This window comes from Scandinavium goeteborgense, from assembly GCF_003935895.2.
GTDB lineage: Bacteria > Pseudomonadota > Gammaproteobacteria > Enterobacterales > Enterobacteriaceae > Scandinavium > Scandinavium goeteborgense.
In genome coordinates this window covers 4,190,146-4,215,965 of sequence record NZ_CP054058.1, presented here as the reverse complement: position 1 = coordinate 4,215,965, position 25,820 = coordinate 4,190,146, and the positions used below count along the sequence as shown (strand labels likewise).

The window sequence follows — 25,820 nt, the reverse complement described above, 5'->3', positions numbered from 1 at the left end:
CCCCTTAATCCCTATTTTGTTGGTCCAAACCCCCGTTCTGAAAGGCTTGCGCAGGATGCCGTACAGGTGGTACTGATACGCCGCGTAATAATTCGTCTTAAATAAAACAACACAAATCATCCCCCGTTTCAGTGGGAAACATGCGTGACAAAATGTCTCCCTGCGTTGAGGAAGTCTGTAGTTATGAAAAAAGCGAAAGTCAGCCTGGCCTGGCAGATACTGCTGGCGTTAGTGCTGGGTATCCTTCTGGGTAGTTATCTTCATTATCAAAGTGATAGCCGTGAATGGCTGATTACTAATCTGTTATCACCCGCCGGTGATATCTTCATTCATCTGATCAAAATGATTGTGGTACCGATTGTGATTTCGACACTGGTGGTCGGGATTGCGGGCGTGGGCGATGCTAAGTCGCTGGGTCGTATCGGTGCGAAAACCATTATCTATTTCGAAATCATCACTACCATTGCCATCGTGCTGGGTATTACGCTGGCGAATGTGTTCCAGCCGGGGTCAGGCATTGATATGTCGACGCTGGCGACGGTGGATATTTCGAAATACCAGAGCACTGCGACCGATGTACAAAGCCACGCGCATGGCCTGATGGGCACGATCCTGTCGTTGGTGCCGACCAACATTTTCGCCTCAATGGCGAAAGGCGACATGCTGCCGATTATCTTCTTCTCGGTGCTGTTTGGTCTGGGGCTGTCATCGCTGCCGTCGGCGCATCGCGAGCCGCTGGTCACCGTTTTCCGTTCGGTTTCCGAAACGATGTTCAAAGTGACGCACATGGTGATGCGCTATGCGCCAGTCGGCGTGTTCGCGCTGATTTCCGTCACCGTCGCCAACTTTGGTTTCGCCTCCCTGTGGCCGCTCGCCAAGCTGGTGATTCTGGTGTACGCCGCCATCGTGTTCTTCGCGCTGGTGGTGCTGGGTGCGGTCGCGAAAATGTGCGGGTTTAGCATCTGGATTTTGATTCGCATCCTGAAGGACGAGCTGATTCTGGCGTACTCGACGGCGAGCTCCGAAAGCGTACTGCCGCGAATTATCGAGAAGATGGAAGCCTACGGTGCACCGGCGTCGATCACCAGTTTCGTGGTGCCGACGGGCTACTCCTTCAACCTTGATGGCTCGACGCTGTACCAAAGCATCGCGGCGATTTTCATCGCTCAGCTGTACGGCATTGACCTGTCCATCGGCCAGGAAATCATTCTGGTGCTGACGTTAATGGTGACCTCGAAAGGGATCGCGGGCGTGCCTGGGGTGTCGTTCGTGGTGCTACTGGCGACACTCGGTAGCGTGGGGATCCCACTGGAAGGGCTGGCGTTTATCGCAGGCGTAGACCGCCTCCTCGACATGGCGCGTACCGCGCTGAACGTGGTGGGTAACGCGCTGGCAGTGCTGGTAATTTCCAAGTGGGAACACAAATTTGACCGCAAAAAAGCGCAGGCGTACGAGCGTGAAATGTTGGGCAAATTCAGTAAAACCGCGAACCGTTAAGCACGGTTAAAACGTTCGCCCGATGGCGCTTATCGGGCCTACTTTTGTAGGCCCGGCAAGCATCGCGCCGCCGGGCGTTACTCCCCGCTCAATGCATCTAATTCTTCACATCCGGTATCAAACCCTTCCAGACAGCTGACGTTAAACCAGTTCAGCGCTTTCTGTTTATTCGGCTTGATGAAGCCGTTTTCCCCTTCGTGGAACATTATTCCGGCCCAGTATTCGGCGTAACCGGTGCGCGACAGCGCGGAGCTGCGCTTAAACCAGTACGTGGCTTTGGCGTCATCTTCCGCCACTTCGCCGCCGTTGGCGTAAATCAGCCCCAGCAGCATTTGCGCATCCACCGCGGTGTCGCTGTCGGTATCTTCCGCGGCTTTTTGCAGCAGCGACAGGGCGCGCGGGTAATCGGTTTTTCCGGCCTCGGTGTTCAGCAGCGTATGGGCGAGGGTGATTTCTCCGTTGGCGCTGCCCGCCAGCGTCGCCTGTTCGGCCAGCTTACGCGCGTTAGGCAGGCTCGTTTTCATCATCATTTGCGCCAGTAGCGCAACGGCGTCCGGCTCACCGGCCTGGGCCGCTTTTTCAGCCCAATAGCGAGCATGCGGCTCATCACCGGAGCTGTAATAGGTATCAGCCAGATAATACTGGGCGCGTTTGTCGCCCGCTTCGGCCTGCTCTTTATACTGGGTGCCGATTTCGTCGGCATGCGCCAGTAAAGGGAATAACAATAACCAGCCACAGCGCTTAATCATTCTTTTTCTTCCGCATGCAAGGAGCCGCAGTATAAAGGGCGCCGCAAGGGAATTAAATGGGGCAAACAGCGTAAAAAAAGAGCGGCTCGTCAGTTTTGACGTGTCGAATGCCACCGGGATGTGACAGCGGTTATAAATTCGTCACCCGGCGCTGGAATTGGCTGGAGCGCGCCCCAGAATCATCCAGACTTACTCCATGGCGTTCAGAGCAGGGGCTGATGATGAAACCGGTCATACTGGTGATTGATGACGACACGGCAATCTGCGAACTCCTTCGGGATGTGCTCGCCGAGCATGTGTTTGACGTGGTGGTGTGCCATCTGGGCCAGCAGGGCGTGGCGACGGTGGCCCAGCGGCCAGACATCGCGCTGGTGCTGCTCGACATGATGCTGCCGGATATCAACGGCCTGCAAGTGCTAATGCAGGTGCAGAAAATCCGCCCGGCGCTGCCGGTGGTAATGCTCACCGGAATGGGCAGCGAGTCGGACGTGGTGGTTGGGCTAGAAATGGGCGCCGATGACTATATCGGCAAACCGTTTAACCCACGGATTGTGGTGGCGCGCCTGAAAGCGGTATTACGCCGCAGTGGCGCGCTGGCGGGGGATGTGCGCAGCGGGCAGGGCGCTGGGATCAGCTTTAACGGCTGGCGACTCGACACCGAGCGCTGCGAGCTGTTCGACCCCTCGCAAAATGCGGTCGTGCTGACCCAGGGCGAATACGGTTTGCTGCTGGCGCTGGCGCAAAACGCCCGGCGCGTGCTCAGCCGGGAACAGCTGCTGGAGCTGACCCACAGCGAAAGCACCGAGGTATTTGACCGGACGATAGACGTGCTGATCATGCGCCTGCGGCGCAAAATCGAAATCAACCCGCACCAGCCGACGCTGATCAAAACCCTGCGCGGGCTGGGCTATGTCTTTGCCGCCGATGTGAAAGAGGCGGCCGCAGGCCCGTGTAAGCACAGCGCCGCCGGGCAATTCTGACCCGTTACACGCTGTTTTCACTGATAAACAGCGTCAACTCATCGAGGCTTTTCGCCCCGTCAATCGCATTGGCGCACAGCAGGCTGGCGCGCGCGCAGGCGTGGGCCAGGAGCACGCTTTTCCGCAGCGTCCAGCCTTCGTGACAGCCGTACAGGAACCCGGCGCAAAAGGCATCGCCTGCGCCGACGCTGCCGATAATCTCGTTTTGCGCCAGCTGCCAGGACGGCACCCATTCGCCTGGCTGGCCGGGCGCTTCGCACCACGCGCCTTCCGGGCAGTGGATAACCACCCGCTTTTTCACGCCCGCCGCCAGCAGTAGCGCCGCCGCCTGGGCGATGTTGTCGATGATGGGCTCCCCGTTTTCGATGCGGATCGGCAGCTCGCTAAACTCCCCGGCTTCCAGTTCGTTAATCACCAGGTAATCGAGATACGCCAGCGCCGGACGCACCAGCGGCTGATAGCGCGGGTCGCCTTTGCGTGACACCAAATCCAGCGACGTTTCGTAGCCTTTCTCGCGCATCTGCGCCAACAGCCGCGCGGCCCGCGTGCCGTACTCTTTATCGGCCAGATCCAGGCTGTCGAGCAGTAACAAATAGCCGAGATGGAAGATCTTCATCGATCCTTCCAGCCGATCAAAGGCCGGAAGATCCAACAGCCGGTTGGCGCCGGGAGAATGGAAAAAAGTGCGCTGCCCGTCGGGATCGGTCATCACCTGCGACATCGATGTCGGAGCAAATGAGGTGCGCTGCACGTGCTGACGATTGACGTGATACTGGTCGAGCATCGCCATGATGTAATCGCCGTCCGTGTCTTCGCCAACTAACCCCACCGCCTGCAACGGCATATGGCTGCGCATTTTCGCCAGCGTCAGCAGCACGTTCAGCGGCGCGCCGCCGGTGGAGCGTTCGCTATGAGTGATCTCCGCCAGCCAGCCGCGCTCCGGCCACTGCACGATGCGGTGCACGTGATCGACCAGCATATTTCCGGCGGCAATAATGCCCTGGCGTTCCATTACACTTTCCCCGCGCTGCCGAAAATCCGCATCTGTTCGGCGACGGTATCGGTAATGGCGGTTTCGATGCCCAGCAGCAGCTCGGCAAACTCATCGTAAATCGGCTGACGCTGTGCCATGCGCTGCTCAACCGCGCCCAGCGCCGCCTGCGACATGCCGGTGTAGAAATTGATTTTGTGGATACCGAGTTCAATGGCGCGACGGAAATCCGCATCGCTAATGCCCGATCCGCCGTGCAGCACCAGCGGTAAGCCCGTTTGCTGGCGAATGGCGTCGAGGCGCGCGAAATCGAGTTTTGGCTCGCCTTTGTATTTGCCATGCGCGTTGCCGATGGCGACGGCTAACGCATCAATGCCGGTTCTGTCGACAAACTCGCGGGCCAGATCCGGGTCGGTGAAAAAGGCTTCATCGGCGTGACCGTACAACGCACCGCCTTCATCGCCGCCAACCGCGCCGAGTTCCGCTTCCACTGAAACGCCCACCGCATGACACATCTTCACCACTTCGCGGGTCTGGCGGATGTTTTCGTCGTAGTCGAGGGTCGAGCCGTCAAACATGACCGAGCTGAAACCGAGGCGCAGGGCGCGTACTACCGCCTCAAAATGCAGACCGTGATCGAGATTCAGCACCACCGGAATGTCGTGCCGTGCGGCCTCAAAACGCACCGCCTCCACCAGCGATTCCAGCGACAGATATTTAAAATGCACCTCGGCAATATTGATGATGAACGGCGAGCGTTCCTGTTCGGCGGCGGCAAACAGCGCCCGCAGGAAGTGCGAATCGAGCACGTTAAACGCGCCCAGCGCATAGCGGTGTTCCCGGGCGTGGGCCAGTCCTTCGGCAAGAGAAATCATCGGCATAGCGTTCTCCTTTAGCGGCGAAACAGACGGTATTCATTGCACAGCACCAGATGGGCCGGCTCGTCTTCTTCAATGTTGTTATAGCGGTCGAGGGGCGTCAGGAAGTGGTTATCGTGTTCGTCATCGTTCACCGTCGACACTTCGCCCACCAGCACGTCGCCAAAACCGGGTTCACCCCAGAAGCTGTGATACAGCCCCGGCGTCAGGCAAATGCTTTCGCCCGGCGCTAAGCGTAGCTGGCTGCCTGCGGCGTGGGTTTGTCGACAGCCGTCGAGCGTCACCGTCACGTCGCTATTTTCTGTTTGCTCAAGGGCGTCGGCGTTCCACAGTTCGACAATCAGATTGCCGCCGCCGCGATTGATAATGTCTTCCCGCTTGCGCCAGTGAAAATGCATTGGTGTCACCTGCCCGTCGCGCACGTGCATGATTTTTTCAGCATAGCTCTTTTCGTAGGGCATCCCGTTAGGTGAGCCATTGCGGAGGGTAAACAGAGTCAGCCCTTGGGCCGCGAAATTGTTGCCGCCAAAGCTAGTGACGTCCCAGCCGAGTTTGAGGGCAAACACTTCGTGCCAGGTATCGGGGTCGAGCTGCTGCCATTGCGTCGGAGGGAAGCTGGCGAACGGCGGGAGATGCACGTCATGCAAGGAGAAAAATTGCCGCGTCAGGCCGAGTATGTTGTTAATGTCGGAGCGTTTCATTTCACCTCCAAAAAGGAGACGTTGCGGCCTCATTGTCGGGTGGCGCTTCGCTTACCCGACCTACAATTCCTGTAGGCCTGATAAGCGTAGCGCCATCAGGCACTTTCTTGCGCACAAATCTTACTTAACCGTCCATCCCTTATATGACCCGACACTTTTCTTGTCGATCATCGTCACCGGGATCAGCACCGGCGCGGTAGGCGCGGGTTTGCCCTGCAAAATGTCATAACCAATCTCCACCGCTTTCGCCGCCATGACCTGCGGGTCCTGCGCTGGCGTCGCGACAAACAGCGAATTTTGGCGCTTCAGCGCTTCTTCCCCATCCGGCGAACCATCCACGCCAACGATAAAGAACTCTTTACGTTGCGCCTGTTTTGCGGCCAGATCGGCACCGATCGCCGTCGGATCGTTAATCGCAAATACCCCGTCGATCTTCGGATTCGCCGCCAGCAGCGACGTCATCACTTCCAGCCCGCCTTCGCGACTGCCTTTGGCGTTCTGGTTGTCAGACAGCACTTTGATATCCGGATGTTTTTTGAATTCTGACTGACAGCCTTCGACGCGGTTTTGCACCGCTGATACCGGCGGTCCGTTGATGATAACCACGTTGCCTTTACCGTTCAGGCGGTCGGTGATGTATTTACAGGCCATCGCACCCGCCTGGGTGTTATCGGATGTAATGGTCGCATCGGCCCCAACGGCTGCCACGTCAACCGCCACCACCACAATGCCGGCCTCTTTCGCCCGTTTAACCGCCGGGCCAATGCCCTTCGAATCGGCGGCGTTGAGGATAATCATATCGACCTTAGCGGCGATAAAGTTATCAATCTGCGAGACCTGCTGGCCCAGATCGTAGCCGCTGGAAACCAGCGTCACTTTGACGTTATCTCCGGCGAGTTTACGGGCTTCCAGCTCTGCGCCTTTGGTGATTTGCACGAAGAACGGGTTGGCGAGATCGCCCACCGTCACGCCGATAGATTTCAGCTCTTTTGCCTGCACAAACGGCGCGGCGGCGAGCAGGGTGCCAGCACAGAGTGCAATGGCGATTGGCTTCAAACGCATGTTGTTTTCCTCACAGGTAAGATGTTGTTGTTATGCACTTTGATGGTGTCGGGTACGGTATTTGTCGATCAGAACCGCAATGATGATCACCGCCCCTTTGATCACCAGTTGCCAGAAATAGGAGACGCCCATCAGCGTCATGCCGTTGTTGAGGGTGGCGATGATCAGCGCCCCCACCAGCGTCCCGGTGATGGTGCCGATGCCGCCGACGAAGCTTGTTCCGCCGAGGATAACGGCGGCGATGGCGTCCAGCTCATAGCCCATGCCGAGGTTGCCGTTGGCACTGTACAGCCGCGAAGCGCTCATCACTCCGCCAAGCCCCGACAGCAGGCCGCTCATGCCGTACACGAACAGCAACACCAGCCACACTTTGATGCCGGTCAGGCGCGCTGCCTGCATATTGCCGCCGACCGCGTAGATATGAACCCCGAGCGTGGTACGGCGCAGAATGAACCAGCACACCGCGATCACCGCCAGCGCAATCACCACCAGCCAAGGGATCGGCCCGAGGTAGTTGTTGCCTATCCATTCAAAACTGATGTCGGAGTTAATGACCGTGGTGCCGTCGGCCAGTAAGTACGCCGCGCCGCGTAGCGCCGTATAGGTGCCGAGCGTGACGATAAAGGGCGGTAGTCCGGCAAACGCCACCAGCGCACCGTTGAACAGCCCAAGGATCAGCCCAAGCATCAGCGCCGCCGGAATGGACAGCAGAGCGAATTCAGGTATGAGCGATACCACCATCGCCGCCACCGCCGTGGTGCCAAGAATCGAGCCGACGGAAAGGTCGATCCCGCCGGTCAAAATGATGAACGTCATCCCCGCCGCCAGCACGATGTTGATCGACGCCTGGCGGGTAATGTTCAGTAGATTGCTTTCGGTGAAGAAGTTCGGCGTGATAAAACCAAATACCGCCACAATTAAGATCAGGATCGGCAAGATCCCCACGGTTTGCATCAGATCGCCCATCAGCATTTTTCGGGCGGACGCCTTAGCAACTTGCTGCGGCGAGGGCACGGAATGTTCTTTTTGCGTGGTCATGGTTGCACCGCCTGGTGATGGGATTCGTTGACGCCGGTCGCCAGCGTCATAATATTTTCCTGGGTGATGTCATGCTCCAGCAGCTCCCCGGCAATGCTGCCTTCGCGCATCACGTAGACCCGGTCGCTCATGCCGACGATTTCTGGCAATTCACTGGAAATCATCAGGATCGCCACGCCCTGGCGCGCCATCTGATTCATGATGCGATAAATTTCACTTTTGGCCCCCACGTCCACGCCGCGCGTGGGTTCATCGAGGATCAGAATGCGCGGGCCAATCGACACCCAGCGGGAAATCAGCAGTTTTTGCTGATTGCCACCGGATAAACCGCCCGCGCGCACCTGTGCATGCGGCACGCGAATATTCAGCAGCTTGATGGCATCGTCAGAAATGGTCTGGGCTTTTTTGCGGTCGAGCATTCCGTAGTGCGAGTCGCGCTCCAGCGTCGCCATGGTGATGTTTTCCTGCGCCGCCAGTTCGAGAAACAGGCCCTGTTCTTTGCGGTTTTCCGTTAAAAAACCGATGCCTAAATCAATGGCTTCCCGTGGGGAATGAATCAGCACCGGTTCGCCGTCGACTTCAATCACGCCGCCGGTGGCCTTTCGCACGCCGAAAATCAGCTGCGCCAGCTCGGAACGCCCGGCCCCGACCAGCCCCGCCAGCCCGACGATTTCGCCCGAACGCACCAGCAGGCTGCACGGCTGCACTTTGCCGCCGTCGGTCAGGTGGTGAACATTCAGACGCGGTTGGCCGTGCGGGATATCGCGCTCTTTGTTGAACAAATCGCTTAACGGGCGGCCGACCATCATCCGCACCAGTTCGGAGGCGTTGAGCTTGTCGCGGGTCAGGCTGCCGACGTACTGCCCGTCGCGCAGCACGCTGACGCGGTCGGACAGTTCATACACTTCCGCCATCCGATGGCTGATGTAGATAATCGCCATTCCTTCGTCGCGCAGGCGCAGGATCAGTTCAAACAGGCGCTGGGTTTCACGAGAGGAGAGGGCGGCGGTGGGTTCATCCATCACCAGAATGCGGCTGTTACGGTGCAGCGCGCGGGCGATTTCGACCTGCTGCTGCTCGGCGATGGTGAGCTTCATCACCCGATCGGTGGCTTTGAACTGCGCCCCGAGGCGGTTAATCACTTCCTGCGCATGAAGCACCATGGTTTTGCGCTGTACCAGGCCGCCGCGCGATAACTCGCTCCCGAGGAATATGTTTTCAGCGACGGTGAGATTGGGTGCGAGCTGCATCTCCTGATAAATCAGGGTAATGCCTGCGGCCAGGGCGTCTTTCGGGCCTTTGATCGCATGGGGTTTGCCGTCAATCAGGATCTCACCGCTGGTGGCGGTGTAGGCGCCCGCGAGAATTTTCATCAGCGTGCTTTTTCCGGCGCCGTTTTCCCCCATTAACGCGTGGATTTCGCCGGGAAAGACCGTCAGGTCGACCCCTTTCAGCGCATAAAACTTGCCAAAGGCCTTGGCGATGTTGCGCATCTCCAGCACCGGCGTCTGACTCATGGCTACACTCCTGAGGGTTTTCGATATCAGCAGTCCATCACAGGAAAGTAAATGCAAAATGTCAGAGGCCGTTCATATTTGTCATAGTGTTGGAAATTCGATTCTCCTCACCGTTTTCCCACTCACCCCGGCCAGCTCGTACAGTCTGAGGGGAAGCACACAACCGCCGGAGTCACTATGCCCCTACGCCGTCCCTCGTTTTTCGCCAGTGCCCGCGGCCGCCTGCTGTTTTTCAATCTGCTGGTGGTGGCGGTCACGCTAATGGTGTGCGCAGCGGCGGTGCTCGGTTTTCGTCATGCGAGCCAAATCCAGGAGCAGGTGCAGCAGCAAACCTTCGACGACATGACCGGCAGTATGAATCTGGCGCGTGACACCGCCAACGTCGCCACCGCCGCGGTCCGGCTGTCGCAGGTCGTCGGCGCGCTGGAATACAAAGGCGAAGCGGAGCGCCTGCAGGCCACGCAAAAGGCGCTGAAACATTCGCTCGATCAATTGGCTACCGCGCCGCTGGCACAGCGTGAACCGGAACTGGTGCAACGCATTATCCAGCGCAGTAATGAACTCCAGCAAAGCGTGGCGGGCATGTTGCAGCGCGGGCAGCAACGCCATCTGGAACGCAATGCGCTGCTCAGCTCGCTGTATCAAAATCAGAGCTACCTGCGTCATTTGCAGGAGATTAACCGGCGGCAGGGCGAAGGCTCGCTGGACGGGCGTTTGCTGATGGAAATGGACCGGCTGATTACCGCGGCGATCGAAACGCCGACCCCGCGCTCGACAGTGCGTCAGATTGATGGCGTGATGCATGCCATTCCAACGGAAAGCGCAGACTCGACAATCGCCTTCATATTGCCGGATTTCAATGCAGAACTGCGTAAACTCGCCCCGCTTTCCCAGCATCTTGAACAAAGCGATTTGGCGATCAGCTGGTACATGTTCCACATCAAGGCGCTGGTGGCGATCCTCAACGGCGACATTAACCAGTACGTGGCGCAGGTGGCGCAGGCGTCCGAACAGCGGGTGGCGCAAAGTCATCGCGAACTGGGGTCGATTATCGATTTAATTCTTGGCTTCGCCCTGCTGGCGCTGGTGATAACGGGCTTTGCGGGCTGGTATATCTATCGCAATCTGGGTTCGAACCTGACCGCGATTTCTGATGCGATGTCGCGGCTGGCGCATGGGGAACAAGACGTCTCGGTTCCCGCCTTGCAGCGACGCGATGAGCTGGGGGAACTCGCCCGTGCGTTCAGCGTTTTTGCCCGCAATAAATCGACGCTGGAGCACACCACCCGGTTGTTGAAGGAAAACACCACGCAGCTGGAAACCGGTCGAATCGAGCGGCAGGGGCTGGAAGAAGCGCTGCTGCACAGCCAGAAAATGAAAGCCGTCGGACAGCTAACGGGCGGTCTGGCCCATGATTTCAACAACCTGCTGGCGGTGATTATCGGCAGTCTCGAACTGGTCAAACCGAATGAGGTCGATGCGCCGCGTATTTCCCGAGCGTTGCAGGCCGCCGAGCGCGGGGCGCTGCTGACTCAGCGCCTGCTGGCGTTCTCGCGCAAACAGTCGCTGCACCCGCATGCGGTGGAGATGAAAGGGCTGCTGGAAAATCTCGGCGAACTGATGCGCCACTCGCTGCCTGCCACGCTGACGCTAGAAATTGAGGCGCAAACCCCGGCATGGTCGGCGTGGATAGACGTCGGGCAGCTCGAAAATGCCATCATTAACATGGTGATGAACGCCCGCGATGCGATGGAAGGCCAGGCGGGTGTCATCAAAATCCGCACCTGGAATCAGCGTGTGAACCGCAGCGACGGGCGCAAACAGGACATGGTGGCGCTGGAGGTGATCGACCACGGGAGCGGCATGTCGCAGGCGATAAAAGCCCAGGTGTTCGAACCGTTCTTCACCACCAAACAGACCGGCAGCGGCTCCGGGTTGGGCCTGTCGATGGTGTACGGTTTTGTGCGCCAGTCCGGCGGGCGGGTAGAAATCGAAAGTGCGCCGGGACAGGGCACCACCGTCCGGTTACAGCTACCGCGTTCAATTTTGCCGGCCGTCGAGCGTGCGAATGAAAACGTGGTCGACGATGAAATGTCCACCGAACGGCTGGCGCTGGTGCTGGAAGACGAAGCCGACGTGCGCCAGACTCTCTGCGAACAGCTGCACCAACTGGGCTGGCTGACGCTGGAGGCGAGCCGTGGCGAACAGGCGATTGCGATGCTGGATGCATCCGAGGATATCGCGATGCTGGTCAGTGATTTGATGCTGCCGGGCAGGCTCAGCGGGGTGGAGGTGGTTAATCACGCCCGTAAGCACCATCCGCAGGTGGCGGTGCTGTTGATCAGCGGCCAGGATTTACGTCCGGCGCACAACCCGCAGCTGCCGGACGTCGAACTGCTGCGCAAACCGTTTACCCGAGCGCAGCTGGCACAGGCGCTGAGGCAGGCTCATAACGGTATTAACCCGTGATTATTCTCGCTCAACTGGGTGCTTTCTTTGGTACTGGGAGACCAAAATCCAAATGAGTAAGCAGTTTAGAAAAATTGCTACCAGCATTAGGATCATTGTATATCCGTCATACCATTCGTTTTCCGCCATCATCCCGTATTTATCTTCATATCGCGAAAAAATTTCCTCATCAGGAACTATGAAGCAGAGGATGCTGAAAATTATGGAAAGTGACAGAAGCTCAAGAAGCCATGTAATTATATAATTAAGGGGTTTCATAACGCGGCATGCTTCCGATTGTACAGGGAGACAACAATCCAAATGAGGATGCAACTTATGAAAATGGCGACCAGCATTATGAGCATCATATATCTCCCATACCATTGATTTTCCACCATCACTCCATATCTCTCTACATACCACGAATAGATTTTTTCATCCGATACAAAGTAGATGAGGAGGCTGTAAATTATGTAAAGTGATAGAAGGTTAAGAAGCCAGGTAATGACATGATTAAGGGGTTTCATCTCATTAATATACCTGTATGGTTCCCAATGCTCTTAATTGACTCGTCACTAACATCATCGGCTGCGTCAAAAGTGCCTGTAAAAGGATGGCGTAGTCCGAATGGCTTGGAAGAGTGATACAGCTTTCGCTTATTCCTGACGTGCCTGCGGGATGTAAACGAAAGTGCCCCCGTTTTACATCATTGATAAATGTTGAATCGTCTATGCTCCCGTCGTCGCGATAGAGTGCAAACCATAAATCCCGGTCAGAACCACTTTCAAGGCCATGAATCATATCATTCCAGCGCGATTTTAAACCGCCACGTGGTCGCGTAACTATATAATATCGCCCTGGTGGCAACGGACCTTTTTTCTGAATTGCCATCGAATTAGGGTTGTTTCTATGGTGTCCCGTCGTGCCAGAATATGCGGCAAAGAACCCGACGCCAGGGCAGCTCAGCGTTGATAACTGGCCTCCGTTCAAGTGAAACGTGCAGCGAATCATCGTTCATTCCACGCATCAGAGAAAAGAATATTACCGTCGCAATGCTTCCAGGTTATTTTTTCATAGCGCAGTGAAATGCTCTCAAGATGATTATGCTTTTCTGTTGCCGGATTTTTTACATCCAGCATATGAGGAAAGATAGAGACCACTTTCACGTTCTCCTTACGTCCACAGATCCTTTGATATCTGCCCCGCCGTCGTCTTTGAGCCACAGATAAGCTGGTATTGCCATAACGATTAAATCCCTTTTATTAATGAATAGTGTCACGCCAACGTTTAATCGAACACTCAGTAACTTGGCGGTTAAGACGTAATATTTCATGTGGGAAATATATAAAACAATGAGATATATCGACGCGATGAATGATGACTGTCATGCAATTTATATTAATGCGTCATCTCATTTTTATTATTTCCGTTAGAAAGTGTAAGCCTTCTATGAGGGTGAGTAAATATGATATTAATAATGTACAGAATTAATATGCTCGATTTGAGAACGAACAATATCGACAATGTGAACGCAAAAAAGGACGCTGTGAACGAAGTGGCAATGTCCATTAAGGCCACATAGCATTTCCGCAATTGAGATTCCTCCGCTACCCGGCACTGTGCGCGTTGATTACGCTGAAGTCAGTTCAACCCAGAGTCTGACCCGATGAAAAGACCCGCAACGGCGCTGCTGTTTGGCACGCTCGCCCTGGCAAGCCAGCTGGCTCATGCCGATATTATTGATGACGCGATTGGCAATGTTCAGCAGGCCATCAGCGATGCGTATAAGCCGAATAACGATAACGTCTACCATGACGACCGCGACGATAATGATGACAATGCCGACAATCGCCGGCAGGACAGCGACCGCGATCGGCAATATGACGACCGCTATCGTCAGCTCGAAGACCGTCGCCGTCAGTTAGACGACAGACAGCGCCAGCTCGACCAGGAAAGTCATCAGCTTGACGACGAAGAGAGCCGACTGCGCAACGAGTACGATCGCTAATACGCGTTACCGTTTAGCGCTGGGGACTCTCTTATTGATTAACATCACCAGCAGCGCGGTCAGCGCTGCGGAGAGCAGGCTGATGACCATCAGCATGACGACCAGGGTAATGCACAACTGCGCAGAATATCGGTGCCAGTGGAGAAGTGTAGATAAGTGGGTGACTGACATTAACCAACGCCATTGCACGACATAATAAAACAACGTGAAGAACATCGTCGGCAACGATAATGGTATTATTAGCACGGTAATAATCATAGGCTTTGTTATTATATCCATAACGTATCTTTGTCCGTTTATCATGGCACGATTATTTCACCTCTTCACGATTCTCATATCTCTGAAGATATCGCAATTATTATTAAGTTTAAAAATAAACTTAAACTTTTTGTTATATTTCGTTTAAGGTTTGGTGATACAAAACAGGTAAGCCTTTACTAGTGTTATTTGTGTCGAGCGGATAATTAAAGACATCTGCTGGCGAAGAAGAGAACTCGAATTATTTATCCGTAAGATGTCCGAATCTGAACGGGGAATATTTAAAAATACGAGCTCCTGAAACAGACACAATGACACTTCAATAAAGGTAAGCATGATGATCAATAAAACATTCATTTTTGCAGCACTGATGACTGCCAGCACACTTTCATTCGCATCCACTGAAATTCGTGATTCTCAAATGGCTGATATGAATCAAAAAATCGGCAACATTTCTGTCAATGTCAAGAATGGCACCTTTGAAGAGGCCATGGCGGCATTGAGCAAAAAAGCCGATCAGAAAGGCGCCGGTCATTACCATATTACCTCTTTAGAACGTACCGGGATGAGCGCCGACATCAGGGCAACAGCGATAATCTACAAATAATAAATCCTCTCCTGGCGTAACCTTTGGACTGTGATATATCCCGTGTGCAATATCACAGTTCTTTTTTAAGGATGAATCAATGTCTATATCAAAAAAGGCCATGCTGGCCGTTATTATTCCCACTCTAATGTTATCCCCGTTGGCTATTGCCAGCCATCATTTTGAAAGCGCGCAAGCCATTCAAACTCCTTCACTGAATCAGTTAGATAATTTCGTGTTTCCGTCAGCAACGGCGGGATATACCGCTTTAGTGATGACGGTAAATAACTCGCCAACGGCCGGGGCGGGAGGGGTATTCAACCCTGATGCGTTGTATCACATTCATATTGCTGAATCAGCCGATTATAAGCAGGGTAAAACATTTACCTTCAAATTTGATAATCAGGGCAATGTCGTGGTGTATCAAGAAAATACCGCGGACAGTCCGGTCGGTGCGACAGATGAAATGCTGGGGAAAGGGAAAGCGAATCATAGCGCGACGCTGAGCAACGGCATAAAAATCTGGACTGGGGCCGCCCAGGATCCGTTTACCGGAAATTCGCCGGGGCTGCACCGCTTCCGCAAGGACCTGGCGAAAGGAAAATATGACCCGGGGATCTGGACGTCGACGCAGGGCAAAAATATTTTCGCTGCCCGAAATTGTGGAGCCATCGTCCTTGAGGTGCCGAACAAACTGCTGGCCGCCAACATCAGCGTTTACATGACCACCGATTTCCACAGTGATAATGCGTGGAAGCAGGTGCAGTATTCCGCTAACCCCCTATTTTCACACACGATGCTGTTTGAAAATGCCGCCCTTAAACGTGAGCATGATGAAAGTCGGCCGCAAAATAGCGCGGATATGAAGGACTTTGTCTCTGCTCGTACGGCGCGTGCCAGCGCCATGGCGCACTCACAGGCCGATCCTTTCGCGTACGGCGACAAAGTAGCGAACCTGCTGGTGCCGGACGTTTTGACCTACACGGTGGGCGAAAAGGCGGTCTTTAGCGCTGAAAAGCGCAACGGACGCAGCCTGGATGACGATGCCATGAGCGCCATGCTCAGTCTGCTGATCGGGCAACCCACCGATCAGGCGGTCACCAGCCTGAAACGTTATCGTCACGACTTCCCGTACGTTATCCCTGTCACGCTGAAATAAGGGGTAATACGCCTGATGAAACGCCAATTTAGCGCGTTAAAACAGGGTATGGCGGCCGTGGCGTTGAGTCTGCTCAGCGTCACGGCCGTACAGGCTCATGAATTCTGGATGGTCCCGCATAACGCCCAAAGCCAGGTTGATGACCAGGTGGTGTTTGAGCTGCGTATCGGCAGCGGTCTACCCGGAAAACAGTCTGTCAGGCTTCCGGGATTAGTGTCGGCCTTCACCGCCCGCGATGCTCAAGGGCGCTATGAGGTCAGCGGCCGGGATAACTCGCGGGTTATCGGACATTTACGACCCCGAACCCGCGGGGCAACCGTAGTCGCGTTGCGCACTCACCAGGCCAAAATCACGCTGCCCTCGACGGAGTTTGAAGGTTATCTCCAGGAAGAGGGGCTGACAAACGTGATGCGTCAGCGTCAGGTGGAGGGCGATTCTGGCCTGCCTGCCACCGAACTGTATTCCCGCTGTGCAAAAAGCATCATTTTGGTCGACGGTAACAGTGCCGGTTTTGATAAACCGGCGGGCCTGCCGCTGGAAGTCGTTCCGCTCTCTGAACCGTTGGGCTATCAGCCGGGCCAGCCGTATCGGTTGCGGCTACTGCGTGACGGGAAACCGTTGCCCGGTGCGCAAATTAAGGCGCAGCTGCAAGGAAAGAAACGCTATCTGCTGAAGGCGGTGAGCAATGCGCAAGGGGAGGTGGCGATATCGCTGCCAGAAGCGGGGGTCTGGCTGTTTAGCGCGGTCGATATGGTGCCAGCCGATGCCCCGGATGCCGACTGGCAGAGTTTGTGGGCGTCGGTAACCCTCGATATTGGTGAAAGGAGCGCATCATGAACGGTTTATTAACCCGTAAAAGCATCACCCTGGCAGGGACGTTATGCAGCCTGCTGCTTTCGCAAAGTGCCTGGGCCCATGCTGGAAATAGCGCGGGCTGGTGGCATCCGTTGAGTGGCCTCGACCATCTGCTGGCGATGATTGCCGTGGGTGCATGGAGCGTGCAGCTTGGCGGGCGGGCGGTGTGGTGGGTTCCGGCGGCGTTTGTCTGCTTTATGTTTTTTGGCGGCCTGCTCGGGTTTGAACACATCGAGCTGCCCGCGACGGAACTGGGCGTGGCGCTGTCTGTCGTGCTGCTGGGGATGGCGATTGCCGCCCGTCAGCGTCTGCCGCTGGCGTTGGCCACCTGTGCCACTGGGCTATTCGGCATCTGTCATGGTTACGCACACGGCTATGAAATGCCGGTCCTGCAAAACAAGATTATCTACACCGTAGGGTTTCTGAGCACCACCGCCACGTTGCATCTGGTGGGGGCCTTTGGCGCGCATTATCTGCGGAAAATGGCTGGCGGCGAACGCCTGCTGCGGGCATTGGGTGCCGCTTCGGCACTCTGCGGCGTCTGGCTTGTAGCGGGCGCAATCTGAAAGACAACTCAACTTATAACAACAGGAAGGTGTGACGATGAGCAAACAGGACAATACGCTGCACTTTGGCGATGTAGCTATCCAGATCCTCAGTAACAGTGACGAAATGACGTTAGCGGAACTGGTTCTCCCGGCGGGTGCGGTGGCAAGCGTTCATCAGCATCCGCACGAAGAAGTGAATTATGTGGTGAGCGGGGTACTCGATTTTATGTGTGATGGTGAGGTGACCACGCTGCGAGCTGGCGAAGCCATGCGCGTGCCCCCGAACCAGCCGCATAACATTACCTGTCACCCGGAGGCGCCGGGCGTAGTGCTGACCGCCTGGTCGCCGTCGCGTCAGGACCTGATGGCGGTCCTCGCAAAATAATCCTGCCTGCCCGGCGTATCGTCGGGCGCTAATCCAGCACGATCTCCATTCCGTCAAACCCGGCTTCAACGCCTTCCGGCAGCGGGTTATTCATTAGCCACACATCAAACTGATGGCTGATATGCGTCAGAATGACGCGCGGGCAGCGGACGATCGCGTTGATCGCCAGCACCGTATTCAGATCGCAATGATTGCGCGGCGGCTCGGCTTTTGGCGCGTAGCTGCAGTCGATGATCATCACCTGCGGATGATTGTTCAGCAGAAATTTCAGCGTTTTATCCGGCAGTCCGGCGGTATCGGACAGCCATGCCACCCGGCTGTGGGCGGATTCCAGCAGATAACCGAAGGTCAGCTTTGAATGGGTGAGCGGCAGCGGCGTGACCCGTAATCCCTGCAATTCAAACACCACAAACGGCTCAACGGTATGGCTGAAATCGAGCAGGCCGGGGTGTTTGAATAAATCATCGCAGCCCTGTTCATCCGGCGGGCCATAAACCGGGATCGTGTCCCCCACGCCCCAGCGCAGCGGGAACAGGCCCTGCACATGATCCATATGATAGTGGGTGAGTAAAAACTGCTGAAAACTGCCTGCCGGGTGATGATCCATCAGGTCAGGAATGCCTGCGTCCAGTAGCGTCAGCGCGTCGTTGTAGCGCACTTCGCCGCTGCACGGGCGACGGCGGTGGGTTTCGTCCTGTCGGGCGCGACGACATGCCGCACAGTCACAGCCAAACACTGGCACCAGCTGTGCGCCGCCGGTGCCGGTCAGGCGAAGGGTCAGAGTCATATTTCATTCCTCAGAAAGCGCCCGGCAGCATGGCGTTTGCCGGGCCTACAGCATTTTTTTGAAACGGAAATGGCTCTGCTGATAGCCTTCGCGCAGGTAAAAGCGGTGCGCGTCGGTGCGAACTTTGCCGCTCGACAGCTCCATCAGACTTGCGCCGCGCTGGCGGGCTTCTTCTTCCGCCCAGGTCAGCAGCTGCTGGCCGATGTTCAGGCCGCGCATTTGCGGCAGAATGACCAGCTCCTGAATTTCGCCAATCCAGCAGTTGAGGTTCAGCGGAAACATCATTTGCAGGCCAATCAGCCCCACGATTTCATTGTTCACCAGGGCCAGCTGATAGCACTGGCTTGGGTTATTCAGATTCGCGGCAAAGCCCGCCGCGAAGGTCTGTCGGTCGTATTCTTTCTGTTTTAGCTCGCAGATAAGCCCGTACACAGCGTCGGTGTCAGCGGGCGTAGCGGGGCGAAGTTCACAGGGCATGCTGGCTCTCTTTCTGGTTACCGTGGGCGCGGATCAGGCGCATAAAGGTTTCCACAGACTGTAGCAGACTGCCGTCGTTGTTCAGCATCAAACCGTCGCTGAGCGGATAACGCGCGGCCCTTTCCAGACGCAGGTCAATCTCTTTTTCCGTTTCACGCCCGCGCTGCTCCAGGCGCTGGCGCAGCACGTCCGGCGAAACCTGCAAACACACCGGCAGCAGCGCGTCGGCGTAGCGGGCTTTGGCCTGCGGCAGATGCGCGCGCGAACCGTTTACCACCACGTCAAATCCGGCGTGTAGCCAGACGTCGATTTCAATGCCGACGCCGTAATACAGCGTGTTGGCGTGCCAGCTCAGGGCGAATAACTGGCGTTCGGCGCGGGTGAAAAACTCGTGTTCGCTGAGCGCAATATGGTTCTCACTCCCGGCGCTTGCCGGGCGGGTGATGTAGCGATGCGCGACCAGCATTTGCGCGTGTTCCCGCTGACGAAGCGCCGCCAGCAGGCTGTCCTTCCCGGACCCAGACGGGCCGACCAACCAGATAAGCCGTCCCGTCATCAGAAGACCCTCTTGCCCTGGCGCCACACGTGGTCGATATGCACGTGCTCGCCTTTGCGGTGCACCAGCACCAGGTCTGCGCGTTTGCCCTCAGCGATGATGCCGCGGTCAGACAAGTTCAGCGCCCTCGCCGGGTTGCGTGTCACCAGATGCACGGCCTGCGCCAGGCTGTAGGCGTTGCGCTCGTCGTCGGCGATGCGGAAGGCCGCATCGAGCAGGCTGGCGGGGTAATAATCCGAGGAGAGAATATCCAGCAGCCCGCGTGAGGCGAGGTCATGGGCCGCGACGTTGCCGGAGTGCGAACCGCCGCGCACGATGTTTGGCGCGCCCATCAGCACGTTCATCCCATGCTGGCGTGAAGACTCTGCGGCCTCGAACGTGGTGGGAAATTCTGCGATCACGCTGCCAATATCAAACGATTCGACGACATGTTCGTGGGTCGCATCATCGTGGCTTGCAAGCGCAATATGGCGCGTGCGGCAGACCTGTGAAATCGCCATCCGGTTTGGCTGCGACCATTCGGCGGCAAGCTGAAGCTGATCTTCTTCAAAGCGCACCATTTGCTCGTCGGTTAGATGGTATTTGCCCTGATAGTAATCGCGATATTTTGAGCGGTCGGCGTACTGACGCTGGCCCGGCGAGTGGTCCATCAACGACACCAGCGACACCAGTTCGCGGTCGACCAGCTTTTCGAACAGCGGCAGGGTGGTGAAGTGCGGCAGCTCACAGCGCAGGTGCAGACGGTGCTCGGCGCGGTTGAGGCCGCGTTTCTGCGTGTCTTCCACGGCGTTGATCATCTTCTCTAAGTTTTCCAGACGATCGCCGCCGTCGCGCACGTCGCCGATGGCGACTGCGTCCAGCACCGTGGTGATACCGCTTGCCACCATCAGCGCGTCGTGGCTGCTCATGGCGGAATGTGCAGGCCAGTCCACTTTCGGGCGCGGGGTGAAGAATTTATCCAGATTATCGGTATGCAGCTCAATCAACCCCGGCAGCAGCCAACCGCCTTCGCCGTCCATCGCCTGCGGGCTTTGGCTCTGGGTTTCAGCAAACGTGCGGATCACGCCATCCTGTACGTCGACCGAGCCGTGAACGACTTCATCTTCGAGCACTAATTTCACGTTGTTGATAATCATGCTGCGGCTCCCATCGGGTGCAGGCGGTCAGCGACGCGATTACGCACCGCTTCATCATGGAAAATGCCGACGATGGCCGCGCCACGCGCTTTGGCTTCGTCGATAAGCTCAACCACGGCGGCGCTGTTTTTGTCATCCAGCGAGGCGGTGGGTTCGTCGAGCAGCAGAATCGGGTAGTCGACCACGAAGCCGCGGGCGATGTTCACGCGCTGCTGTTCACCGCCGGAAAACGTCGACGGTGCCAGGTGCCACAGACGTTCAGGCACGTTGAGGCGCGTCAGCAGGCTGGTGGCTTTGGCACGGCATTCGTCTTTTGAAACGCCTAAATCTAGTAGCGGCTGCATCACCACGTCGAGAGCGGAAATACGCGGGATAACGCGCAGGAACTGGCTGACCCAGCCGATGGTGCCTTTGCGCACTTCCAGCACTTTGCGCGCCGGGGCGGTAACCAAGTCGACCCATTCATCGCCGTGTTTGATGTGGATATGGCCTTCATCTGGCAAATAGTTGGCGTACAGCGAGCGCAGCAACGTCGATTTTCCGCTGCCGGAATGACCGTGCAGCACCACGCATTCTCCGGCGTTCACCGTCAGTTCCGCTTTGTACAACACCGGCAGATGGATGCCGTTCTGGTGATGCAGGACGAAGGTTTTACTCAGGTTTTCAACGCGAATCATAGTCAAATCCTTAGTTCTGCAAAACGGAGGAAACCAGCAGTTGGGTGTACGGATGAAGCGGGTCGTCGAGCACGCGGTCGGTTAATCCACTTTCCACCACCCGGCCCTCTTTCATCACCATCAGACGGTCCGCCAGCAGGCGAGCGACGCCCAAATCATGGGTGACGATCACCACCGCCAGATCCAGTTCCACCACCAGGCCGCGCAGCAGGTCGAGCAAACGCGCCTGCACCGACACGTCCAGGCCGCCGGTCGGTTCGTCCATAAACACCAGCTTCGGGTGCGTCACCAGATTGCGGGCGATTTGCAGACGCTGCTGCATGCCGCCGGAAAAAGTGGTCGGCAGTTCATCAATGCGCGACGGCGGGATTTCCACCGCCTCCAGCCACTGCGCGGCGGTTTCGCGGATGTGGCCGTAATGGCGCGCGCCGGTCGCCATCAGGCGTTCACCGATGTTGCCGCCCGCCGACACCTGACGACGCAGGCCGTCCATAGGATGCTGATGCACCACGCCCCACTCGGTGCGCAGCAGGCGGCGGCGTTCGCCTTCCGACATGCCATACAGCGACTGGTTTTCGTACATCACGTCACCCTGCTGCGGCGCAAGGCGGGCGGAAATCGACTTCAGCAGCGTGGTTTTGCCGGAGCCGGATTCCCCGACGATGCCCAGCACTTCGCCTGGCCACAGGTCGAACGACACGTCGCTGAAGCCTTTGCCCGGCGCATAAAGATGGGTCAGGTTGTTGACCGAAAGTAACGGCTGATTCATTGGCTTAACGCCTCGCTCTGTTGGCGGCAGTAATCGGTATCGGAGCAGACAAACATCCGTTTGCCAGTGTCATCGAGAACTACTTCGTCGAGATAACTGTGGCGCGAACCGCAGATGGCGCAGGGCTCGTCCCAGGCCTGCACGGTGAACGGGTGATCGTCGAAATCGAGGCTTTCCACTTTGGTGTACGGCGGTACGGCGTAAATACGTTTTTCGCGTCCGGCCCCGAACAGTTGCAGCGCAGGCATTCGGTCCATTTTCGGGTTATCGAATTTCGGGATCGGCGACGGATCCATCACGTAGCGATCGTTGACCTTCACCGGATAGGCGTAGGTGGTGGCGATATGGCCGAAACGGGCGATGTCTTCGTACAGTTTCACCTGCATCACGCCGTACTCCTCCAGCGCGTGCATGGTGCGGGTTTCGGTTTCGCGCGGCTCGATAAAGCGCAGTGGCTCCGGGATCGGCACCTGGAAGATCAGGATCTGATCTTCGGTCAGCGGCATTTCCGGGATCCGGTGGCGGGTCTGGATCAGCGTCGCGTCTTCGGTTTTTTCGGTGGTGTTCACCCCGGTGACGCGTTTGAAGAAGTTGCGAATCGACACGGCGTTGGTGGTGTCGTCGGCGCCCTGGTCGATCACTTTTAACACGTCGGCTTCGCCGATCACGCTGGCGGTGAGCTGAATGCCGCCGGTGCCCCAGCCGTACGGCATCGGCATTTCACGCCCGCCGAACGGCACCTGATAGCCGGGGATCGCAACGGCTTTCAGAATGGCGCGGCGGATCATGCGCTTGGTCTGTTCGTCGAGATACGCGAAGTTATAACCGCTGAGATTAGCCACGATTGCGCTCCTGTTGCAGGCGTTTGAGCAGTTCCAGTTCGGCCTGGAAATCGACGTAGTGAGGCAGTTTGAGGTGCGAGACGAACCCGGCGGCTTCGACGTTATCGGCGTGGGCCAGCACAAACTCTTCGTCCTGCGCCGGGCCGGCGATGTGTTCGTCGTAGTCCGGGGCTTGCAGCGCGCGGTCCATCAGCGCCATCGCCATCGCTTTACGTTCGCTCAGGCCGAACACCAGGCCGTAGCCGCGAGTGAAGTGCGGGGCCTGCTCGTCAGGCGAGACAAAACCGTTCACCATTTCGCATTCAGTCATCAGCAGTTCGCCGACGTTCACTGCAAAACCTAACTCTTCCGGTACGATTTCCACCTCAATGTGGCCGCTGCGGATTTCCCCGGCAAAAGGGTGATTGCGCCCATAACCGCGCTGCGTGGAGTAGGCCATCGCCAGCAGATAGCCTTCATCGCCGCGCATCAGTTGTTGTAAACGTGACGCGCGGGAGCACGGATACACCGGCGGCGTGCGGGTGATGTCGTCCGGCGTTTCACCGGCATCTTCCTCCACCTTCGCCAGTCCCTGGCGAGTCAGCAGGCTGAACACATGCGGTGACGCGGCGGGTGGCTCATCGCTGATGGCAACCTCCGGCGTTTCACCGTTGGCCAGCAGCGTAAAATCCAGCAGGCGGTGGGTGTAATCGTACGTCGGGCCGAGCAGCTGACCACCGGGCACGTCTTTGTAAACCGCAGAGATTCGGCGTTCGAGGCGCATTTCTGCGGTGTTAATCGGCTCGCTCACCGCCAGGCGCGGGAGGGTGGTGCGATAGGCGCGCAGCAGGAAAATGGCTTCGACGTTATCGCCGCTAGCCTGTTTCAGCGCCAGAGCCGCCAGCTCGCGGTCGGCGATGCCGCCTTCGGTCATCACGCGATCGACGGCCAGATTCAGCTGTTGTTCAATTTGCGCGACGGTCAGCTCGGGCAACTGTGCGTCACCGCGACGTTTTTGTTCCTGGAGGGCGTGCGCGGCGTCGATGGCCTTTTCGCCCCCTTTGACGGCGACGTACATCAGCACACCTCCACATGAGTGGTGCGCGGGATCGCCAGCAGGCGGTCGCCGCAGGTCAGGATCAGGTCCACGCCCAGCGGGAACGGGTGCGGGCGTTCGGTCAATTCGTGAAGAATGCATTCCGGCAGCTGCGGGGCAATCATCCGTTCTTCGTTGATCCCGGCCCCGGTCAGGCGCAGCATCCGGCCCCCGCTCAAGCTGCTGAGCTGCACAATCAGGGTGGCGCTGGTTTCCGGTGCAATCGCGCTGCCCGCCGACAGAGCATTCAGCTGTTCGGCGCTGATCGACGCGTCGGTGACGGCAAACAGCGCGTGCTGTGGCTGTTCGACCAGTGGCGCGTTGATGTGAAAACGCAGGTTCTGACGCGCGATGTCGTTATCAACGGAGGCCGACAGCCACACCGGGGTGTCGTTATCCGCCAGAGTCAGCAGCACGCTGGTGGTCGCCGGAGAGAGCGGCTGCCAGCCGTGTTTATGCTGATGCATCGACACAATCACGCCCGGCTCGCTCATGGCTTTCAGCAGACGACGGAAGCTGTGCTGGGCATCCTGCACAGGATGAGGGAACGCGGTCTTGAGTTCTGAAGTCAGGGTCATGCGTTGTCTCCACGCACTAAGGTAAAGAAGTCCACCCGGCTGGCATTCACTTCGGCATGGCGCGCGGCAATGCGGGCCTCGCGCTCGGCTTCCAGCGGGGCAATCAGGGTTTCCATCAGGGTTTGAAAATGGGCATGGGTTTGCAGCAGGGCGTCGATTGCCGCGCAGCGTTCGGCGTGGGCTTTATCGCGGCCCAGCACCCAGCTGTAGCCCAGCGTGCCGTCGTTCAACCGCACGGTGGCGCGGGTCAGGGTGGCGTCTCCGGCGAAGAATCGTGAACCGGTGGCGCCCATCCGCGCCTGGATTTGTACCAGGCCGCTTTCCGGCGCGCGGAGGATTTCATACTCCGGCGAGAGCTTCAGTGCCTGCATGCGGGTGGCAAGTTCGGCAGGTTGGCTGTGGGTCAGCGCCGACATCCAGCGCTGACGAGTGGCGGTATCGAAAGGCATTCAGTGCTCCATTGTGAATTCAATCATGTCGGCGCGGGTCAGGCTGACGGAGTATTCCGCCGCGTTAACGTCGCCTTCACGATGGTTCAGGGTGCGCACGCAAAGCAGCGGCGCCATGTTCGGGATTTCCAGCACCTTGCTCTCTTTGGCCTGGGCGCGGCGGGCGCTGATCCGCGTTTGGGTGCGGGTCAGGGCGAGGGCCAGTTCTTCACGCAGAAAATCGTGCAGCGAACCGCTGTTAAAGCGCTGAAGCGCGGGCCAGAAACGCATGTCGGAAAAGTAGTGATCGATAATGCACAGCGCGACGCCGTTGACGCGGCGCAGGGTGCGCAGGTGGATGACGTTGTCGCCTTCCTGAATACCCAGCGCATCGGCCACGTGACCGGAGGCCGGGCGCAGGACCGACAGCAGTTTTTCGCTGGTCGGGTGGCTGCCCTGGTCGAGCAGGTTCTGGCTAAAACGCGCCTGAGCGTTGAGCGGATAGTCGAACGGACGCATCAGCACCAGCACGCCGACGCCTTGACGACGCTGCACCCAGCCTTTCTCAACCAGCTGATCGATAGCGCGGCGCAGAGTGTGGCGATTGACGTCAAAGCGGGCGGCAAGCTGATGTTCGGCGGGAAGGTAGTCGCCGCAGCGGTACTGGCTGCGCAGCTCCTGTTCGAGCCTGGCGGCAATCTCTTCGTAGCGCGTCGGGTAACTGGTCGGATGTCTGGACAAGTGCATCATATGGAAGACCTCTTCAACGTCAGTATCGCGGTTGAGTGAAAACTGCCGATAGAGTGACGCGGCAATATGACACTCCGGTTAAGGC

Annotated in this window: 29 protein-coding genes and 1 pseudogene; 9 read left to right on the top strand and 21 right to left on the bottom strand. The window is 57.3% G+C overall.

All coding sequences use genetic code 11. The features are described 5' to 3' along the window. Nucleotides 1-183: 183 nt before the first annotated feature. Nucleotides 184-1,497, top strand: a complete 1,314-nt coding sequence (gene gltP, locus A8O29_RS20930; protein WP_133462034.1) for a glutamate/aspartate:proton symporter GltP — start codon at nucleotides 184-186, stop codon at nucleotides 1,495-1,497. Between the two features lie 77 nt (nucleotides 1,498-1,574). Here gltP and A8O29_RS20925 read toward each other — a convergent pair whose 3' ends face one another. Next, nucleotides 1,575-2,246: a tetratricopeptide repeat protein gene (locus A8O29_RS20925; protein WP_125351863.1), complete on the bottom strand. Its 672-nt coding sequence runs from the start codon at nucleotides 2,244-2,246 to the stop codon at nucleotides 1,575-1,577. 221 nt (nucleotides 2,247-2,467) lie between these two features. Here A8O29_RS20925 and A8O29_RS20920 point away from each other — a divergent pair, with 221 nt between their 5' ends. After that, a complete protein-coding gene (locus tag A8O29_RS20920) occupies nucleotides 2,468-3,226 on the top strand; it encodes a response regulator (protein ID WP_125351862.1) in 759 nt (252 codons plus the stop codon). Nucleotides 3,227-3,230: 4 nt separating this feature from the next. Here the strand turns inward: A8O29_RS20920 and A8O29_RS20915 are convergent, their stop codons facing one another. The 6 genes from A8O29_RS20915 to A8O29_RS20890 form a co-directional block, all read right to left on the bottom strand. Next, nucleotides 3,231-4,238 carry a carbohydrate kinase family protein gene (locus A8O29_RS20915; RefSeq protein ID WP_125351861.1) on the bottom strand — a complete coding sequence of 336 codons (1,008 nt, stop codon included), beginning with the start codon at nucleotides 4,236-4,238 and terminating at the stop codon, nucleotides 3,231-3,233. Then, nucleotides 4,238-5,098: a ketose 1,6-bisphosphate aldolase gene (locus tag A8O29_RS20910; protein WP_125351860.1), complete on the bottom strand. Its 861-nt coding sequence runs from the start codon at nucleotides 5,096-5,098 to the stop codon at nucleotides 4,238-4,240. Before A8O29_RS20910 ends, A8O29_RS20915 begins: the two co-directional genes overlap by 1 nt. A gap of 11 nt (nucleotides 5,099-5,109) precedes the next feature. After that, complete coding sequence (locus A8O29_RS20905; protein WP_125351859.1) at nucleotides 5,110-5,796, bottom strand: D-lyxose/D-mannose isomerase; 687 nt, start codon at nucleotides 5,794-5,796, stop codon at nucleotides 5,110-5,112. Nucleotides 5,797-5,916: 120 nt separating this feature from the next. Beyond that, on the bottom strand, nucleotides 5,917-6,858 hold the full coding sequence (locus A8O29_RS20900; protein WP_110511000.1) for an ABC transporter substrate-binding protein: 942 nt from the start codon (nucleotides 6,856-6,858) through the stop codon (nucleotides 5,917-5,919). Nucleotides 6,859-6,888: 30 nt separating this feature from the next. Then, nucleotides 6,889-7,896, bottom strand: coding sequence for an ABC transporter permease subunit (locus tag A8O29_RS20895; protein WP_110510999.1), 1,008 nt, complete (start codon nucleotides 7,894-7,896; stop codon nucleotides 6,889-6,891). Further along, nucleotides 7,893-9,413, bottom strand: a complete 1,521-nt coding sequence (locus tag A8O29_RS20890) for a sugar ABC transporter ATP-binding protein (RefSeq protein WP_125351858.1) — start codon at nucleotides 9,411-9,413, stop codon at nucleotides 7,893-7,895. The genes A8O29_RS20895 and A8O29_RS20890 overlap by 4 nt, the downstream gene beginning before the upstream one ends. Nucleotides 9,414-9,590: 177 nt before the next feature. Between A8O29_RS20890 and A8O29_RS20885 the strand changes: the two genes are divergently transcribed. Further along, complete coding sequence (locus tag A8O29_RS20885; protein ID WP_125351857.1) at nucleotides 9,591-11,882, top strand: hybrid sensor histidine kinase/response regulator; 2,292 nt, start codon at nucleotides 9,591-9,593, stop codon at nucleotides 11,880-11,882. Nucleotides 11,883-12,392: 510 nt separating this feature from the next. Here A8O29_RS20885 and A8O29_RS20880 read toward each other — a convergent pair. Together A8O29_RS20880 and A8O29_RS22605 are read right to left on the bottom strand one after the other, a co-directional pair. Next, entirely contained in the window at nucleotides 12,393-12,872 is a 480-nt protein-coding gene (locus tag A8O29_RS20880; RefSeq protein WP_125351856.1) for a DUF2778 domain-containing protein, read from the bottom strand. Next, nucleotides 12,869-13,033, bottom strand: a pseudogene (locus A8O29_RS22605) (type VI secretion system tube protein Hcp); the annotation flags it as partial. The gene A8O29_RS20880 and the pseudogene A8O29_RS22605, both read right to left, overlap by 4 nt. A gap of 494 nt (nucleotides 13,034-13,527) precedes the next feature. Between A8O29_RS22605 and yjdP the strand changes: the two are divergent. Then, the gene (gene yjdP, locus A8O29_RS20875; protein WP_125351855.1) at nucleotides 13,528-13,869 is read left to right on the top strand and encodes a DDRRRQL repeat protein YjdP; all 342 of its coding nucleotides are present in this window, start codon (nucleotides 13,528-13,530) and stop codon (nucleotides 13,867-13,869) included. 6 nt (nucleotides 13,870-13,875) lie between these two features. Here the strand turns inward: yjdP and A8O29_RS20870 are convergent, their stop codons facing one another. Beyond that, complete coding sequence (locus A8O29_RS20870; RefSeq protein ID WP_168713818.1) at nucleotides 13,876-14,040, bottom strand: hypothetical protein; 165 nt, start codon at nucleotides 14,038-14,040, stop codon at nucleotides 13,876-13,878. A gap of 421 nt (nucleotides 14,041-14,461) precedes the next feature. On the opposite strand from A8O29_RS20870, the gene A8O29_RS20865 reads away from it, so the two are divergent. The 5 genes from A8O29_RS20865 to A8O29_RS20845 all read left to right on the top strand — a co-directional run bounded on the left by A8O29_RS20865 (nucleotide 14,462) and on the right by A8O29_RS20845 (nucleotide 17,660). Further along, nucleotides 14,462-14,734, top strand: a complete 273-nt coding sequence (locus tag A8O29_RS20865) for a YdgH/BhsA/McbA family protein (protein ID WP_125351854.1) — start codon at nucleotides 14,462-14,464, stop codon at nucleotides 14,732-14,734. 79 nt (nucleotides 14,735-14,813) lie between these two features. Continuing rightward, complete coding sequence (locus A8O29_RS20860; RefSeq protein WP_125351853.1) at nucleotides 14,814-15,872, top strand: DUF4331 family protein; 1,059 nt, start codon at nucleotides 14,814-14,816, stop codon at nucleotides 15,870-15,872. Nucleotides 15,873-15,887: 15 nt separating this feature from the next. Then, a complete protein-coding gene (locus A8O29_RS20855; protein ID WP_125351852.1) occupies nucleotides 15,888-16,709 on the top strand; it encodes a DUF4198 domain-containing protein in 822 nt (273 codons plus the stop codon). Next, complete coding sequence (locus tag A8O29_RS20850; protein ID WP_125351851.1) at nucleotides 16,706-17,293, top strand: HupE/UreJ family protein; 588 nt, start codon at nucleotides 16,706-16,708, stop codon at nucleotides 17,291-17,293. Before A8O29_RS20855 ends, A8O29_RS20850 begins: the two co-directional genes overlap by 4 nt. Before the next feature lie 37 nt (nucleotides 17,294-17,330). Beyond that, nucleotides 17,331-17,660, top strand: coding sequence for a cupin domain-containing protein (locus tag A8O29_RS20845; RefSeq protein ID WP_125351850.1), 330 nt, complete (start codon nucleotides 17,331-17,333; stop codon nucleotides 17,658-17,660). A gap of 28 nt (nucleotides 17,661-17,688) precedes the next feature. Here the strand turns inward: A8O29_RS20845 and phnP are convergent, their stop codons facing one another. Genes phnP through phnF form a run of 11 tightly spaced genes read right to left on the bottom strand, consistent with a single transcriptional unit; the run spans nucleotide 17,689 to nucleotide 25,732 of the window. Continuing rightward, nucleotides 17,689-18,447 carry a phosphonate metabolism protein PhnP gene (gene phnP, locus A8O29_RS20840; RefSeq protein WP_125351849.1) on the bottom strand — a complete coding sequence of 253 codons (759 nt, stop codon included), beginning with the start codon at nucleotides 18,445-18,447 and terminating at the stop codon, nucleotides 17,689-17,691. A 45-nt stretch (nucleotides 18,448-18,492) separates the two neighbouring features. Continuing rightward, complete coding sequence (gene phnO / locus A8O29_RS20835; protein WP_174081411.1) at nucleotides 18,493-18,924, bottom strand: aminoalkylphosphonate N-acetyltransferase; 432 nt, start codon at nucleotides 18,922-18,924, stop codon at nucleotides 18,493-18,495. Beyond that, the gene (gene phnN, locus A8O29_RS20830) at nucleotides 18,914-19,480 is read right to left on the bottom strand and encodes a ribose 1,5-bisphosphokinase (protein WP_125351847.1); all 567 of its coding nucleotides are present in this window, start codon (nucleotides 19,478-19,480) and stop codon (nucleotides 18,914-18,916) included. Before phnN ends, phnO begins: the two co-directional genes overlap by 11 nt. After that, on the bottom strand, nucleotides 19,480-20,616 hold the full coding sequence (phnM, locus tag A8O29_RS20825; RefSeq protein ID WP_125351846.1) for an alpha-D-ribose 1-methylphosphonate 5-triphosphate diphosphatase: 1,137 nt from the start codon (nucleotides 20,614-20,616) through the stop codon (nucleotides 19,480-19,482). Before phnM ends, phnN begins: the two co-directional genes overlap by 1 nt. Further along, a complete protein-coding gene (gene phnL, locus A8O29_RS20820; RefSeq protein WP_125351845.1) occupies nucleotides 20,613-21,293 on the bottom strand; it encodes a phosphonate C-P lyase system protein PhnL in 681 nt (226 codons plus the stop codon). The genes phnM and phnL overlap by 4 nt, the downstream gene beginning before the upstream one ends. Before the next feature lie 10 nt (nucleotides 21,294-21,303). Beyond that, nucleotides 21,304-22,062, bottom strand: coding sequence for a phosphonate C-P lyase system protein PhnK (gene phnK, locus A8O29_RS20815; protein ID WP_125351844.1), 759 nt, complete (start codon nucleotides 22,060-22,062; stop codon nucleotides 21,304-21,306). Continuing rightward, nucleotides 22,059-22,904, bottom strand: a complete 846-nt coding sequence (gene phnJ, locus A8O29_RS20810) for an alpha-D-ribose 1-methylphosphonate 5-phosphate C-P-lyase PhnJ (RefSeq protein WP_148098765.1) — start codon at nucleotides 22,902-22,904, stop codon at nucleotides 22,059-22,061. Before phnJ ends, phnK begins: the two co-directional genes overlap by 4 nt. Beyond that, nucleotides 22,897-23,961, bottom strand: a complete 1,065-nt coding sequence (locus tag A8O29_RS20805) for a carbon-phosphorus lyase complex subunit (protein WP_125351843.1) — start codon at nucleotides 23,959-23,961, stop codon at nucleotides 22,897-22,899. The genes phnJ and A8O29_RS20805 overlap by 8 nt, the downstream gene beginning before the upstream one ends. Next, a complete protein-coding gene (phnH, locus tag A8O29_RS20800; RefSeq protein ID WP_125351842.1) occupies nucleotides 23,961-24,557 on the bottom strand; it encodes a phosphonate C-P lyase system protein PhnH in 597 nt (198 codons plus the stop codon). Before phnH ends, A8O29_RS20805 begins: the two co-directional genes overlap by 1 nt. Further along, nucleotides 24,554-25,006 carry a phosphonate C-P lyase system protein PhnG gene (gene phnG, locus A8O29_RS20795; protein WP_125351841.1) on the bottom strand — a complete coding sequence of 151 codons (453 nt, stop codon included), beginning with the start codon at nucleotides 25,004-25,006 and terminating at the stop codon, nucleotides 24,554-24,556. The genes phnH and phnG overlap by 4 nt, the downstream gene beginning before the upstream one ends. After that, the gene (gene phnF, locus A8O29_RS20790; protein ID WP_125351866.1) at nucleotides 25,007-25,732 is read right to left on the bottom strand and encodes a phosphonate metabolism transcriptional regulator PhnF; all 726 of its coding nucleotides are present in this window, start codon (nucleotides 25,730-25,732) and stop codon (nucleotides 25,007-25,009) included. Nucleotides 25,733-25,820: the final 88 nt, after the last annotated feature.

Coding starts and splice junctions, on each gene's coding strand:
- A8O29_RS20885 (WP_125351857.1), top strand. CDS start 9,591: ATGCCCCTACGCCGTCCCTCGTTTTTCGCCAGTGCCCGCGGCCGCCTG.
- A8O29_RS20910 (WP_125351860.1), bottom strand. CDS start 5,098: ATGCCGATGATTTCTCTTGCCGAAGGACTGGCCCACGCCCGGGAACAC.
- A8O29_RS20880 (WP_125351856.1), bottom strand. CDS start 12,872: ATGATTCGCTGCACGTTTCACTTGAACGGAGGCCAGTTATCAACGCTG.
- A8O29_RS20915 (WP_125351861.1), bottom strand. CDS start 4,238: ATGGAACGCCAGGGCATTATTGCCGCCGGAAATATGCTGGTCGATCAC.
- A8O29_RS20890 (WP_125351858.1), bottom strand. CDS start 9,413: ATGAGTCAGACGCCGGTGCTGGAGATGCGCAACATCGCCAAGGCCTTT.
- phnN (WP_125351847.1), bottom strand. CDS start 19,480: ATGACGGGACGGCTTATCTGGTTGGTCGGCCCGTCTGGGTCCGGGAAG.
- A8O29_RS20850 (WP_125351851.1), top strand. CDS start 16,706: ATGAACGGTTTATTAACCCGTAAAAGCATCACCCTGGCAGGGACGTTA.
- A8O29_RS20895 (WP_110510999.1), bottom strand. CDS start 7,896: ATGACCACGCAAAAAGAACATTCCGTGCCCTCGCCGCAGCAAGTTGCT.
- A8O29_RS20900 (WP_110511000.1), bottom strand. CDS start 6,858: ATGCGTTTGAAGCCAATCGCCATTGCACTCTGTGCTGGCACCCTGCTC.
- A8O29_RS20845 (WP_125351850.1), top strand. CDS start 17,331: ATGAGCAAACAGGACAATACGCTGCACTTTGGCGATGTAGCTATCCAG.
- phnF (WP_125351866.1), bottom strand. CDS start 25,732: ATGCACTTGTCCAGACATCCGACCAGTTACCCGACGCGCTACGAAGAG.
- phnK (WP_125351844.1), bottom strand. CDS start 22,062: ATGAATCAGCCGTTACTTTCGGTCAACAACCTGACCCATCTTTATGCG.
- A8O29_RS20805 (WP_125351843.1), bottom strand. CDS start 23,961: ATGTACGTCGCCGTCAAAGGGGGCGAAAAGGCCATCGACGCCGCGCAC.
- A8O29_RS20925 (WP_125351863.1), bottom strand. CDS start 2,246: ATGATTAAGCGCTGTGGCTGGTTATTGTTATTCCCTTTACTGGCGCAT.
- A8O29_RS20870 (WP_168713818.1), bottom strand. CDS start 14,040: ATGTCAGTCACCCACTTATCTACACTTCTCCACTGGCACCGATATTCT.
- A8O29_RS20865 (WP_125351854.1), top strand. CDS start 14,462: ATGATGATCAATAAAACATTCATTTTTGCAGCACTGATGACTGCCAGC.
- phnM (WP_125351846.1), bottom strand. CDS start 20,616: ATGATTATCAACAACGTGAAATTAGTGCTCGAAGATGAAGTCGTTCAC.
- gltP (WP_133462034.1), top strand. CDS start 184: ATGAAAAAAGCGAAAGTCAGCCTGGCCTGGCAGATACTGCTGGCGTTA.
- phnP (WP_125351849.1), bottom strand. CDS start 18,447: ATGACTCTGACCCTTCGCCTGACCGGCACCGGCGGCGCACAGCTGGTG.
- phnL (WP_125351845.1), bottom strand. CDS start 21,293: ATGATTCGCGTTGAAAACCTGAGTAAAACCTTCGTCCTGCATCACCAG.
- phnG (WP_125351841.1), bottom strand. CDS start 25,006: ATGCCTTTCGATACCGCCACTCGTCAGCGCTGGATGTCGGCGCTGACC.
- A8O29_RS20860 (WP_125351853.1), top strand. CDS start 14,814: ATGTCTATATCAAAAAAGGCCATGCTGGCCGTTATTATTCCCACTCTA.
- A8O29_RS20905 (WP_125351859.1), bottom strand. CDS start 5,796: ATGAAACGCTCCGACATTAACAACATACTCGGCCTGACGCGGCAATTT.
- phnH (WP_125351842.1), bottom strand. CDS start 24,557: ATGACCCTGACTTCAGAACTCAAGACCGCGTTCCCTCATCCTGTGCAG.
- phnO (WP_174081411.1), bottom strand. CDS start 18,924: ATGCCCTGTGAACTTCGCCCCGCTACGCCCGCTGACACCGACGCTGTG.
- A8O29_RS20920 (WP_125351862.1), top strand. CDS start 2,468: ATGAAACCGGTCATACTGGTGATTGATGACGACACGGCAATCTGCGAA.
- A8O29_RS20855 (WP_125351852.1), top strand. CDS start 15,888: ATGAAACGCCAATTTAGCGCGTTAAAACAGGGTATGGCGGCCGTGGCG.
- yjdP (WP_125351855.1), top strand. CDS start 13,528: ATGAAAAGACCCGCAACGGCGCTGCTGTTTGGCACGCTCGCCCTGGCA.